General features: G+C 66.2%; 7 protein-coding genes and 3 rRNA genes. 4 read left to right on the top strand and 6 right to left on the bottom strand.

The window, feature by feature from the left end; genetic code table 11:
• The first annotated feature begins 83 nt into the window (after positions 1–83).
• The 3 genes from aroA to ACQP0T_RS23400 all read left to right on the top strand — a co-directional run bounded on the left by aroA (position 84) and on the right by ACQP0T_RS23400 (position 3,436).
• Positions 84–1,379 (top strand): 3-phosphoshikimate 1-carboxyvinyltransferase, encoded by a 1,296-nt coding sequence (aroA, locus tag ACQP0T_RS23390; protein WP_433869992.1) that lies wholly within the window; start codon positions 84–86, stop codon positions 1,377–1,379.
• Positions 1,379–2,386 (top strand): ribosome small subunit-dependent GTPase A, encoded by a 1,008-nt coding sequence (rsgA, locus tag ACQP0T_RS23395; RefSeq protein WP_433869993.1) that lies wholly within the window; start codon positions 1,379–1,381, stop codon positions 2,384–2,386. Before aroA ends, rsgA begins: the two co-directional genes overlap by 1 nt.
• Positions 2,387–2,572: 186 nt before the next feature.
• Positions 2,573–3,436 carry a hypothetical protein gene (locus ACQP0T_RS23400; RefSeq protein ID WP_433869994.1) on the top strand — a complete coding sequence of 288 codons (864 nt, stop codon included), beginning with the start codon at positions 2,573–2,575 and terminating at the stop codon, positions 3,434–3,436.
• 7 nt (positions 3,437–3,443) lie between these two features.
• Here the strand turns inward: ACQP0T_RS23400 and ACQP0T_RS23405 are convergent, their stop codons facing one another.
• Together ACQP0T_RS23405 and ACQP0T_RS23410 are read right to left on the bottom strand one after the other, a co-directional pair.
• The gene (locus ACQP0T_RS23405) at positions 3,444–3,950 is read right to left on the bottom strand and encodes a DUF6912 family protein (protein ID WP_345367448.1); all 507 of its coding nucleotides are present in this window, start codon (positions 3,948–3,950) and stop codon (positions 3,444–3,446) included.
• Positions 3,947–5,332: a WS/DGAT/MGAT family O-acyltransferase gene (locus tag ACQP0T_RS23410; protein WP_433869995.1), complete on the bottom strand. Its 1,386-nt coding sequence runs from the start codon at positions 5,330–5,332 to the stop codon at positions 3,947–3,949. The genes ACQP0T_RS23405 and ACQP0T_RS23410 overlap by 4 nt, the downstream gene beginning before the upstream one ends.
• 53 nt (positions 5,333–5,385) lie before the next feature.
• On the opposite strand from ACQP0T_RS23410, the gene ACQP0T_RS23415 reads away from it, so the two are divergent.
• Positions 5,386–6,153: a TrmH family RNA methyltransferase gene (locus ACQP0T_RS23415; RefSeq protein ID WP_433869996.1), complete on the top strand. Its 768-nt coding sequence runs from the start codon at positions 5,386–5,388 to the stop codon at positions 6,151–6,153.
• A 423-nt stretch (positions 6,154–6,576) separates the two neighbouring features.
• Here ACQP0T_RS23415 and rrf read toward each other — a convergent pair.
• The 4 genes from rrf to ACQP0T_RS23435 form a co-directional block, all read right to left on the bottom strand.
• Positions 6,577–6,693, bottom strand: a 5S ribosomal RNA gene (rrf, locus tag ACQP0T_RS23420).
• Positions 6,694–6,824: 131 nt separating this feature from the next.
• Positions 6,825–9,912, bottom strand: a 23S ribosomal RNA gene (locus ACQP0T_RS23425).
• Positions 9,913–10,170: 258 nt separating this feature from the next.
• A 16S ribosomal RNA gene (locus ACQP0T_RS23430) occupies positions 10,171–11,693 on the bottom strand.
• The 16S, 23S and 5S rRNA genes sit together here, the layout of an rRNA operon.
• A gap of 620 nt (positions 11,694–12,313) precedes the next feature.
• Positions 12,314–12,679: an HAD-IA family hydrolase gene (locus ACQP0T_RS23435; protein ID WP_433869997.1), complete on the bottom strand. Its 366-nt coding sequence runs from the start codon at positions 12,677–12,679 to the stop codon at positions 12,314–12,316.
• Positions 12,680–12,789: the final 110 nt, after the last annotated feature.

Genomic DNA, 12,789 nt, shown 5'->3' on the forward strand with positions numbered 1-12,789 from the left:
TCCTGTCACCGGTGACAGGAAAGTTCCCCTGCTCGCACCCCCATCACCGGTCGCCGGGCCGAGGATGCGGGATCATTGACCCCATGACCCAGCTCTGGCCTGCCCCGACCGCCCCCGGTGCGGTGCGCGCGACCGTCCCGGTGCCCGGTTCGAAGTCGATCACCAACCGCGCGCTGGTCCTCGCCGCGCTCGCCGACGGCCCCTCCACGCTGAGCGCTCCGCTGCGCAGCCGGGACACCGAGCTGATGGCCGCCGCGCTGCGCTCCCTCGGGACGACGGTGCGGGACGGCCCGGACGGCTCCTGGCTGGTCGAGCCGGGGGAGCTGCGCGGCCCGGTCGAGGTGGACTGCGGGCTGGCGGGCACCGTGATGCGGTTCGTGCCGCCGGTGGCCGCGCTGGCCGAGGGCCGCATCACCTTCGACGGCGACCCGAGGGCCCGGGAACGCCCGCTGGGCACGGTGCTCGACGCGCTGCGCGCCCTCGGCGCCGAGGTCGGCGGTGACGCGCTGCCGTTCGAGCTGCGCGGCGCGGGCGGCGTCCCCGGCGGCGAGGTCACCATCGACGCCTCGGCGTCCTCGCAGTTCGTCTCCGGCCTGCTGCTGTCCGCGGCGCGCTTCGACCGGGGCGTGGTGGTCCGGCACCGCGGCGGGCCGGTCCCCTCGCTGCCGCACATCGACATGACGGTGGCGATGCTGCGCGACGCCGGGGTGGAGGTGGACGCCGAGCAGCCGGAGCGCTGGCAGGTGTCCCCGGGGCCGGTCCGCGCGCTGGACCTGGCCGTGGAGCCGGACCTGTCCAACGCCACCCCGTTCCTGGCCGCGGCGGCCGTGACCGGCGGCACCGTCACGGTCCCCGGCTGGCCCGCGCGCACCACCCAGGCCGGCGACGCGATCCGCGACATCCTGGCCCGGATGGGCGCCGAGGTCCGCCGCACCGACGCGGGCTTGACGGTCACCGGCCCGGCCGCGCTGACCGGCATCGACATCGACCTGCACGAGGTCGGCGAGCTGACCCCGACGGTGGCGGCGCTGGCCGCGCTGGCCGAGGGCGGCTCCCGGCTGCGCGGCGTCGCGCACCTGCGCGGCCACGAGACCGACCGGCTGGCCGCGCTGGAACGCGAGCTCACCGGGCTCGGCGGCGCGGTGCGGCAGACCGAGGACGGGCTGGTCGTCGAGCCGCGCGAGCTCACCGGCGGCACCTGGCGCTCCTACGCCGATCACCGGATGGCGACCGCGGGCGCCATCCTCGGCCTGCGGGTGCCGGGCGTGCGGGTGGAGGACATCGCCACCACCGCCAAGACCATCCCCGACTTCCCCGGCATGTGGGCGGCGATGCTCGCGGCCGAGGACGCGGCGGTCGGCTCGGGGGCGCGGGGCTGATGGGCAAGCGCGGCTGGCGGGACCTGGACGAGTCGGACGTCCGGGTGCGTCCCGGGCGATCGGGCACCCGGCCGCGCAGCAAGCGCAGACCCAAGCACGAGGACGCCGTCGAGGCGATGGTGCTGACCGTCGACCGCGGCCGGTGGACGTGCGCGCTGGACGGCGACCCGGAGCGGCTGGTGATCGCGATGCGGGCCCGCGAGCTCGGCCGCACGCCGGTGGTCGTCGGCGACCGGGTCGACCTGGTCGGCGACGTCTCCGGCGGGCCGGACGCGCTGGCCCGCATCGTGCGGGTGGCCGAGCGCACCAGCGTGCTGCGCCGCACCGCCGACGACACCGACCCGTACGAGCGGGTGGTGGTCGCCAACGCCGAGCAGCTCGTGATCGTCAGCGCGCTGGCCGATCCGCCGCCGCGCCCCGGCTTCATCAACCGCTGCCTGGTCGCCGCCTACGCCGGTGGTCTGACCCCGGTGCTGTGCCTGACGAAGGCGGACCTGGCCGAGCCCGGCGAGTGGATCGAGCAGTACTCGTCCCTGGAGATGCCGATCGTGCGCACCCGGGAGGATGAAGATCCGGACGATCTCCGGGCCGTGCTGACCGGCCGCGTCTCAGCCCTGGTCGGCCATTCGGGCGTGGGCAAGTCCACCTTGGTGAACCGGCTGGTCCCGGCCGCGGAACGGGCCACCGCCGAGGTCAGCGGGGTCGGCAAGGGCAGGCACACCTCGACCTCGGCGCTGGCCCTGCCGCTGATCGAGGGCGGCTGGGTGGTGGACACCCCCGGCATCAGGTCGTTCGGGCTGGCCCACGTCACCGCCGACGACGTCATCGCGGTTTTCGAAGGCTTCGCCGAGGCCGCCGAGGAGTGCCCCCCGAACTGCGGTCACCTGGGCGGGGAGGACGATCCGGACTGCCACCTGGACGTCTTCGCCACCGAGACGGGGTCCACCGAACGGCTCAACGCGCTCCGCCACCTGTTGCTCTCCCGGGCCGGTTACGACGAGGCTTGAGCGTTCTCCCCCGAACGAGCTTCATTCCTGGCGCGGCGGGCGATCGTTGCTAGCGTGGGTGCGGGCGGCGCGCTGCGCGATGTGGCCAGGGCGCGCCACCGACGCGGTCTTTCCGCACTGCCAACGGCTTTCCCTTCCGGTACTGCCGTCCGTCATCGCCTCCGGCTTCGAGGGAGCTCGATCACCATGTCCCGAGCCCGTGCCACCGCGGCGTTGTCCGCGGGCCTCGTCCTGGCCGCCCTGGTGGGTGGTTGCGCAGAGCCGCCCGCGCCGCCCAGACCCTCGTCGGGGGCCGCGACGATGCGCACCGACACGCGCCCGGACGCCACCCAACTGCTGGCCACCACCGTGGAGAAGATCAACCGGAGCGGCGGTGTGCACAACACCGTGCGCGGCAGCCTCGGCATCGTCGGCGAACTGAACGGCGAAGGCGTCGTGCAGTACCAGGGCGGGGCGGCGGAGTTCTCCCTCACCGGGCACACCGAGCCCGAGGGGCAGCGCCCGCATCCGGTCACACTGTCCTTCGTGGACGGGGTCGGGTACCTGAAGACCCCGCTGATGCGCCCCGAGCCGGGCAAGCCGTGGCTGCGCATCGCCTCGGACGGCACCGACTTCGCCGCGAAGCTGTTCTCCCCGGCCCTCGCCCAGGTCCTCGCCGCGATCGACCCGCGGGCGACGTTCGCCGGCATCGAGTCCGCCACGAAGATCGAGACCAGCGCGCCGGAAGTCATCGACGGCCGCCAGACCACCCGCTACGACCTGCGCATCCTCACCGCGCGGGCGGCCGAGCTGAGCACCGACCCGCAGCAGCGGGAGCGCTACCGGAGCGCGGCCGACTCCGGTCAGCGCGAGATCGGCTACCAGCTCTGGCTCGACGAGTCCGGGCTGCCGGTGCGCTTCGCCGCCACCCAGGACGTCGCGCAGGCCGGCCAGATGTCGCTGACCTCGTCCTACCGCGACTGGGGGACCCGCGTCGACATCCAGCCGCCGCCCGCCGACCGGGTCGGCGCGTTCCGCGACCTGCCGATGCCGCAGGCGCAACCGCGCTGACCGGCGACTACATCAGCTCGAGCAGGAACGGCACCTCCTGGGCGCCGTACCAGGCGAGCTCGTGGTCCTCCGCCTCGCCGAGGGTGAACTCGGCGTCCGGGTCCCCCAGATCCGCGGCGTCGATCACCTCGGCGGCGGCGCGGACCGCCTCCTCGGCTTCCGAGACGTCCACGTGCACCGCGGCGATCAGCTTCCACGCGACCGGACCGGCGAGCCGCACCACCGCGAAGTCGAGGTCCGGGCGCAGCGTGGCGTCCTCCACGTCGGCGGAGATCACCACGCGGCGCAGCTCCGCCTCCGCGCCGGACTCGTCCAGCTCCGCGGCGATCAACCGAAGCGACGCCCGCGCCGCCTCCCGCATCGCCGCGTACTCCAGTTCCTCGGTGTCGCCGGTCGCGTAGGACTCGCGCAACGCCGGCGTCAGCGCGAACGCGGTCCCGGACAGCGGCTGCAACTGCCGGTCCTCCACCAGCCGCCGCAGCATCGGCACCGTGGCAGGAACGTAAACCCTCATGCGTCGACCGTCCCGATCATCTCGTCCAGAGCCTCCCCGATCATCGCCGCCAGCACGTCGACGTCGGGCATCGCGTCCCGGTCCGCGTTGAGGCCGAAGAACACGCCTCCGTCGTAGGAGGTCACCCCGATCGCCAGGGACTGGTTCTTCGCCAACGGCACCACCGGGAACATCTCCACCATCCTCGCCCCCGCCGCGTACAGCGGCACCTGCGGGCCCGGAACGTTGGTGACCAGCACGTTGAACAGCCGGTCGGAGAACCCGCTGGCGACCCGCGCGCCGAGCGCGTGCAGCGTCGGCGGGGCGAAACCGGACACCTTCACCAGGGCGTCGGCCGCCACCGACTGCCCCGACTCGGAATGCGCCCGCATCGCGTGCCCCACCTGGTGCAGCCGCACCGCCGGATTGGTCTCGCCCACCGGCAGGTCCAGCAGGTACGCCGAGACCTCGGGAGCGCCGGAGGAGCCGCGGATCGACATCGGCACCATCGCCCGCAGCGTGCTCGACGGGCCGGCCATCTCACCCCGGGACAGCAGCCAGTTCCCCAGCGCCCCCGCGACCACCGCGAGGACCACGTCGTTGATCGTGCCGCCGTGGGCCTGGCGCACCGCGCGGAGGTCGTCGAGCTTCGCCCGGGCCACCGCGAACCGGCGCTGGGTCGAGGTCGGGCCGTTCAGCGGACCGCTCGGCGCGGGCACCACCGCGGTCCGCACCGCCGAAGCCACCCCGCCCACCGCGCGGCCGACCTTCCGCACCGTCGCGGTCGCGTCAGCCACGGCCGCGCGCACGTTCTCCACCACCTCGCCGGGCCGCTGCACCGCGTCGGTGACCGCCTCGGTGACCAGCGCGACGGAGCTCGGTTCGGGCCGCGGCATCCACAGGTCGTCGGTCGGCGCCCCGTCACCCCCGGACTCGAAGTCGAGCAGCACCTGACCGATGTCCAGCGCGCCGATGCCGTCCACCATCGCCTGGTGGGTCTTGGTGATCACCGCGACCCGGTTCCGCGACAGCCCCTCGACCAGGTAGGTCTCCCACAACGGCCGGGTGTGGTCGAGCTTGCGCGACATCAGCCGCGCGACCAGCTCGTGCAGTTGCTCGTCGGTGCCCGGACGCGGCAGCGCGGAGCGGCGGACGTGGTAGGTGATGTCGAAGTCCTGGTCGTCCACCCACACGGGACGCGCGAGCCGACCGGGCACCTGCATCACCCGCTGCCGGTAGCGCGGAACCAGCGACAGCCTGCGTTCGATCAGCGCCAGCACGGCGTCGTAGTCGAACCCGACGCGCGGACGCCGGAACACCGCGACACCGCCGACGTGCATCGGCGTCGTGTAGTCCTCCAGGTAGAGGAAGGATGCGTCGAGGGCGGAGAGCCGATCGGACATGCGCAGATCCTGGCACACCAGCGGCGGTCGTCGCGGCGGCCCGTGTGACACTGGTGGGCGTGACCAGCGAAGTCTCCCCCAAAGACCGATTCGTGACCGTCTACGGCCGCAAGCCGGTGCTGGAGGCGCTGGCCGACCTCGAACTGCGGGTCGACAAGGTGATCATCGCCGAAGGGCTGGGCGGCTCGGTCATCAACGAAATCAAGGAAGCCGCCGCCGACCGGGCCATCCGGGTGCAGCGGGCCAGCGCGCACCGAGTCAAGGTCCTCGCGGGCAACGGGCGTCACGACCAGGGCGTCGTCGCCGATGTGGTCGCCCGCAAGATGCGGCCGCTGGCCGATGCCCTCGCCGACCCCGCCCATGCCCCGCGCAACGTGCTGCTGCTCGACGGGCTCACCACCCCCGCGAACGTCGGCATGATCCTGCGCACCGCCACCGCCGCGGGCATCGACGGAATCGTCGTGCCGCACCGCGGTGTCGCGGGCCTGGATCCGCTGGTGATCAAAGCGTCGGCCGGGATCGCCTTCCACGCCCCGGTGCTCCGCAGCCGCACCGCGGGCGAGGCCGCCGAACAGCTCACCGAAGCCGGCTACCCCCTCTACGCGCTCGAGGCCGGGAGCGGCCAGGACCTGTTCGAAGCCGACTTCGGCCCGCGCGCGGTCTTCGTCCTCGGCAGCGAGACCGCGGGACTCTCCGAGGACGTCCAGGACCGCATCGAGCAGTCCATAGCCATCCCGATGCACGGCGGCGTCGAATCCCTCAACGTCGCCAACGCCGCCGCAGTCGTCTGCTACGAACTCCTCCGCCGCCAGCGCCGCTGACCCGCCCCTGGGATGGCAGCAGGGGAACCTTCCGCTCAACGCCTGACAGGAAGGTTCCCCTCTTGCCACGGGTGACAGGAGGTTCCCCTGCTGTCATGCCGGCCCGAGCGGGCGAACATACCTGGCCCTGCCTGTTGAGAGAAAAGTTCCCCTGCTGTCACTGGTGGGAGGAAGGTTCCCCTGCTGCCATCCCGACGCATGAAGCAGGCGCCACGAACTCCGTCCAACGCGATACGTGCGCCTCCCCGCCTACCGCGCAGAGAACGCCAAGCCCGCCACGGGCCACTGCCCATCCGGTCCGGGGGCAGACAAAAAAGCGGGACCCCCAGGCCCACCAGGCCCCGGAACCCCACACGCAAAAAAAGAAAGGGGCGGAGCACGAAGAACCCTCATTCTTCGTGCCCCGCCCCTTCCATCGTAATGTGTCGGCGGTGTCTTACTCTCCCACACCCTCACGAGTGCAGTACCATCAGCGCTAAGGAGCTTAGCTACCGGGTTCGGAATGGGACCGGGCGTACCCTCCCCGCCATCGCCACCGACAACCCACACCCCCCACACACAATGGGGGAAACCCATGAGCAGCCGCCAACCAGCGGACACACAAAACAATCCAGTTATCAAACACGTCCTGGGTTGTTGTCCCAGAACCATACAGTGGGTGCAAACATCTCGTGAACAAGCCCTCGGCCTATTAGTACCCGTCCACTCCATCCGTTACCGAACTTCCATGCCGAGCCTATCAACCCAGTCATCTCCTGGGAGCCTTAACCCCACAAAGGGGGCAGGAGACCTCATCTAGGAACAGGCTTCCCGCTTAGATGCTTTCAGCGGTTATCCCTCCCGAACATAGCCAACCAGCCATGCACCTGGCGGTACAACTGGCACACCAGAGGTTCGTCCATCCCGGTCCTCTCGTACTAGGGACAGCCTTCCGCAAGTCTCCAACGCGCGCGGCGGATAGGGACCGAACTGTCTCACGACGTTCTAAACCCAGCTCGCGTGCCGCTTTAATGGGCGAACAGCCCAACCCTTGGGACCAACTCCAGCCCCAGGATGCGACGAGCCGACATCGAGGTGCCAAACCATGCCGTCGATATGGACTCTTGGGCAAGATCAGCCTGTTATCCCCGGGGTACCTTTTATCCGTTGAGCGACACCGCTTCCACCAGCCAGTGCCGGATCACTAGTCCCTGCTTTCGCACCTGCTCGACCCGTCAGTCTCACAGTCAAGCTCCCTTATACACTTACACTCAACACCTGATTGCCAACCAGGCTGAGGGAACCTTTGGGCGCCTCCGTTACCCTTTAGGAGGCAACCGCCCCAGTTAAACTACCCACCAGGCACTGTCCCTGAACCCGATCAGGGCCCGAAGTTAGATGCCCAGAACGACCAGAGTGGTATTTCACCAACGACTCCACACCCACTAGCGTGAATGCTTCCCAGTCTCCCACCTATCCTACACAAGCCGAACCAAACACCAATACCAAGCTATAGTAAAGGTCCCGGGGTCTTTCCGTCCTGCCGCGCGAAACGAGCATCTTTACTCGTACTGCAATTTCACCGGGCCTGTGGTCGAGACAGCGGAGAAGTCGTTACGCCATTCGTGCAGGTCGGAACTTACCCGACAAGGAATTTCGCTACCTTAGGATGGTTATAGTTACCACCGCCGTTTACTGGCGCTTAAATTCTCCGCTACACCCCAAAGGGGTTCACGGGTCCTCTTAACGTTCCAGCACCGGGCAGGCGTCAGTCCGTATACCTCGCCTTACAGCTTCGCACGGACCTGTGTTTTTAGTAAACAGTCGCTTCTCCCTGGCCTCTGCGACCACCACCAGCTCCCCCAGCACGTGGGTTCACCAGCAATGGCCCCCCTTCTCCCAAAGTTACGGGGGCAATTTGCCGAATTCCTTAACCACAGTTCACCCGACCGCCTCGGTATTCTCTACCTGACCACCTGTGTCGGTTTCGGGTACGGGCCATGCACACACTCGCTAGAGGCTTTTCTCGGCAGCACGGGATCACTCACTTCACCACCACGGCTACGCATCACCCCTCACCCCTATGATGTGCGGATTTCCCTACACACCGGGCTACAGGCTTACACCAGTACAACCACTCACTGGCAGAGCTACCCCCCTGCGTCACCCCATCGCTTGACTACTCCGGCATCAGGCCCCATGCCAACCACGACACAAACCCGAAGGTCCACGCCGCGTCGGGATGGTTAGTCTCAACCGTTCCATCACGGACGCGTGCACACGGGTACGGGAATATCAACCCGTTCTCCATCGACTACGCCTGTCGGCCTCGCCTTAGGCCCCGACTCACCCTGGGCGGACGAACCTTCCCCAGGAACCCTTAGTCATCCGGCGGCAGAGATTCTCACTCTGCACTCGCTACTCATGCCTGCATTCTCACTCCCGCACACTCCACACCACGATCACTCGGGCGCTTCACCGCATACAGGACGCTCCCCTACCCAACAACACCCCACAGGGCATCGCCGGCATGGCTTCGGCGGTGCGCTTCAGCCCCGCTACATTATCGGCGCAGGACCACTTGACCAGTGAGCTATTACGCACTCTTTCAAGGATGGCTGCTTCTAAGCCAACCTCCTGGTTGTCTCAGCGATCCCACATCCTTTTCCACTAAGCGCACACTTAGGGGCCTTAGCCGATGCTCTGGGCTGTTTCCCTCTCGACGACGAAGCTTCTCCCCCGCCGTCTCACTGCCGCGCTCCAACCCGGGCGTATTCGGAGTTTGGCTGACCTCAGTAACCCGCGAAGGCCCATCAGCCAACCAGTAGCTCTACCCCACCCGAGCACCACACGACGCTGCACCTAAATGCATTTCGGGGAGAACCAGCTATCACGAAGTTTGATTGGCCTTTCACCCCTACCCACAACTCATCCCCCAGGTTTTCAACCCTGGTGGGTTCGGGCCTCCACACGGTCTTACCCGCGCTTCACCCTGGCCATGGGTAGATCACTCCGCTTCGGGTCTGCACCACGCGACTCCACGCCCTCTTCAGACTCGCTTTCGCTCCGGCTACCCCCCAACGGGTTAACCTCGCCACGCAGCAGCAACTCGCAGGCTCATTCTTCAAAAGGCACGCCATCACCCACCCAACGGGCAAGCTCTGACGGATTGCAGGCACACGGTTTCAGGAACTCTTTCACTCCCCTCCCGGGGTACTTTTCACCATTCCCTCACGGTACTATCCACTATCGGTCACCAGGAAGTATTTAGGCTTAGCGAGTGGTCCCGCCAGATTCACAGCACCCTCCACGGAAACGCTGCTACTCGGGAACACCACCACACACCCAGCATGCATTTTCGCCTACGGGACTCTCACCCACTCCGGCCAGGCATCCCAACCTGTTCAACTAACACACACCGACGGTGCTGAAGGGCAGACAGACCCCTCCAACAGTGCCCCACAACCCCGCACACGCAACCCCTGTCCGGTCTCCCACGCGCACGGTTTAGCCTCCTCCGCTTTCGCTCGCCACTACTCACGGAATCACCAGTGTTTTCTCTTCCTGCGGGTACTAAGATGTTTCACTTCCCCGCGTTCCCCCCAACACCCTATACATTCAGATGCTGGTAACCCGGCATCACCCGGGCTGGGTTACCCCATTCGGACACCCTCGGATCACAGCTCGGTTGACAACTCCCCGAGGACTCTCGCGGCCTCCCACGTCCTTCATCGGCCCCTGGTACCAAGGCATCCACCATGTGCCCTACATTACTTGGCCACAAAGATGCTCGCACCCACTATACAGTTCTCAAACAACAACCCAAGACAACACACCCACACAGAGCGTGCCCTCTCAGACACCCAACAGCGAACCATTCTTGATCACACCAGTGCTGTTCCACAATCCCTCAAGCACCCCACGGCAGGAACACACACGGTCCCTCCACCACAGGCCACTCCACCACCCCCACCACAGCACCACCAACAAAGGGCGACCACTGCACAGGGCCTCGGCGGGTGTTTTCGTGCTCCTTAGAAAGGAGGTGATCCAGCCGCACCTTCCGGTACGGCTACCTTGTTACGACTTCGTCCCAATCGCCAGTCCCACCTTCGACCACTCCACCCCAACAGGGTTAGGCCATGGGCTTCGGGTGTTACCGACTTTCATGACGTGACGGGCGGTGTGTACAAGGCCCGGGAACGTATTCACCGCAGCACTGCTGATCTGCGATTACTAGCGACTCCGACTTCACGGGGTCGAGTTGCAGACCCCGATCCGAACTGAGACCGGCTTTAAGGGATTCGCTCCACCTCACGGTATCGCCACCCTCTGTACCAGCCATTGTAGCATGTGTGAAGCCCTGGGCATAAGGGGCATGATGACTTGACGTCATCCCCACCTTCCTCCGAGTTGACCCCGGCAGTCTCCCGCGAGTCCCCACCATTACGTGCTGGCAACACAGGACAAGGGTTGCGCTCGTTGCGGGACTTAACCCAACATCTCACGACACGAGCTGACGACAGCCATGCACCACCTGTACACCAACCACAAGGGAAACCCCCTCTCAGGGGCAATCTGGTGCATGTCAAACCCAGGTAAGGTTCTTCGCGTTGCATCGAATTAATCCACATGCTCCGCCGCTTGTGCGGGCCCCCGTCAATTCCTTTGAGTTTTAGCCTTGCGGCCGTACTCCCCAGGCGGGGCGCTTAATGCGTTAGCTACGGCACAGAAACCGTGGAACCGGTCCCCACACCTAGCGCCCAACGTTTACGGCGTGGACTACCAGGGTATCTAATCCTGTTCGCTCCCCACGCTTTCGCTCCTCAGCGTCAGTATCGGCCCAGAGACCCGCCTTCGCCACCGGTGTTCCTCCTGATATCTGCGCATTTCACCGCTACACCAGGAATTCCAGTCTCCCCTGCCGAACTCAAGTCTGCCCGTATCGACCGCACGCCCACAGTTAAGCTGCAGGTTTTCACGGCCGACGCGACAAACCGCCTACGAGCTCTTTACGCCCAATAAATCCGGACAACGCTCGCACCCTACGTATTACCGCGGCTGCTGGCACGTAGTTAGCCGGTGCTTCTTCTACAGGTACCGTCACCCGAAAGCTTCGTCCCTGTCGAAAGAGGTTTACAACCCGAAGGCCGTCATCCCCCACGCGGCGTTGCTGCGTCAGGCTTTCGCCCATTGCGCAAGATTCCCCACTGCTGCCTCCCGTAGGAGTCTGGGCCGTGTCTCAGTCCCAGTGTGGCCGGTCACCCTCTCAGGCCGGCTACCCGTCGTCGCCTTGGTAGGCCATCACCCCACCAACAAGCTGATAGGCCGCGGGCTCATCCTGCACCGCCGGAACTTTCCACACCCCACCATGCGGCAGAATGTCCTATCCGGTATTAGACCCCGTTTCCAGGGCTTATCCCAGAGTGCAGGGCAGATTACCCACGTGTTACTCACCCGTTCGCCACTCATCCACACCCGAAGATGCTTCAGCGTTCGACTTGCATGTGTTAAGCACGCCGCCAGCGTTCGTCCTGAGCCAGGATCAAACTCTCCAACAATGACTGTTGAAACAATCCCAGCAGACACTCCAACCACACCCCCACACACAGTGCAAAGGCCGGCGAGCGCCATACTCAAAGAAACCCCAAACAAAAAGGGGCTGTTCATCATGAACACTAGCCAAAAACAGTTCGCTGTTGAGTTCTCAAAGAACACACCCACACCACAACCACACACCCAACAAGGCGCACAGTCGCAGGGAGCATTTCCCGTTCGCTTCGTGCCTCCAAGCTTAGAGCATCGCTTTTCCGATTGTCAAACCGGGGTTCAACCGGCCGTACCGGTCTTTCCCGCAATCAGGAACCGCGATCTCAACTTGTCAATCCGAAGCAGTCTTGCTGTAGTTTCGGAGACTACCAGGGGTCGAAACCCTTCCGCGCGGGGGTCCGGTTCGCACCGAAGACCGCTGCGGAACAACCGAGTTCCGATCCTTTTCCAGTAGTCCGGGCCATCGTCGACCACCGCTCAAAAGCAGTCATCGAGTCCGATGCGATCCCGTTCGCCAGTGCCCGGTCCGTTTTCCGGCCCGTTCCGCTCTGGCCTGAACTAATTTACACACCCTTCCGAACCCCCTGTGCAGCACCCCCCTGCGAACATCAACACCGCAGGTCAACGGGGGTCAATGTGCCAGGTCGAGGCCGAACAGGACTTCCAGCTCCTCGATGGTGGATCCGACGTCCCGGTACCGGACACCGACCATGCCGGCCTCCACCGCGCCCGCGACGTTGGCGGGCAGATCGTCGACGAAGACGCACTCGGACGGATCCACGCCGATCCGCTGCGCCGCGAGCCGGAAGATCTCGGGGTTCGGCTTGGCGACCCGCACCTCGCCCGAGAGCACCACCGCGTCGAAACGATCGACGAGATCAGGATCGGCGATCGAACGAGCGTTGGAAACGATCCCGGTGCGGATCCCGACCGCGCGGACACGCCCCGCCACGTCGAGCAACGATGCGTGCCCGTTGCCGACCGGCTCGTCGAGCACACCCGCGTAGTCGAGCAACAGGCCCCTGAACTCCACGGATCGCACCGTAGCTCACACGATCGGCTTGCATCCGGGTTCTCGGTGACCGCACTGGCCGCCGGGGCGCCTCT

Origin of the sequence: Saccharopolyspora sp. CA-218241, from assembly GCF_050954615.1 — a bacterium.
Lineage (GTDB): Bacteria > Actinomycetota > Actinomycetes > Mycobacteriales > Pseudonocardiaceae > Saccharopolyspora > Saccharopolyspora cebuensis.

What these genes read in the sequence shown, in the direction of transcription:
- aroA (WP_433869992.1), top strand. Translation starts at nt 84, where the DNA reads ATGACCCAGCTCTGGCCTGCCCCGACCGCCCCCGGTGCGGTGCGCGCG.
- rsgA (WP_433869993.1), top strand. Translation starts at nt 1,379, where the DNA reads ATGGGCAAGCGCGGCTGGCGGGACCTGGACGAGTCGGACGTCCGGGTG.
- ACQP0T_RS23400 (WP_433869994.1), top strand. Translation starts at nt 2,573, where the DNA reads ATGTCCCGAGCCCGTGCCACCGCGGCGTTGTCCGCGGGCCTCGTCCTG.
- ACQP0T_RS23405 (WP_345367448.1), bottom strand. Translation starts at nt 3,950, where the DNA reads ATGAGGGTTTACGTTCCTGCCACGGTGCCGATGCTGCGGCGGCTGGTG.
- ACQP0T_RS23410 (WP_433869995.1), bottom strand. Translation starts at nt 5,332, where the DNA reads ATGTCCGATCGGCTCTCCGCCCTCGACGCATCCTTCCTCTACCTGGAG.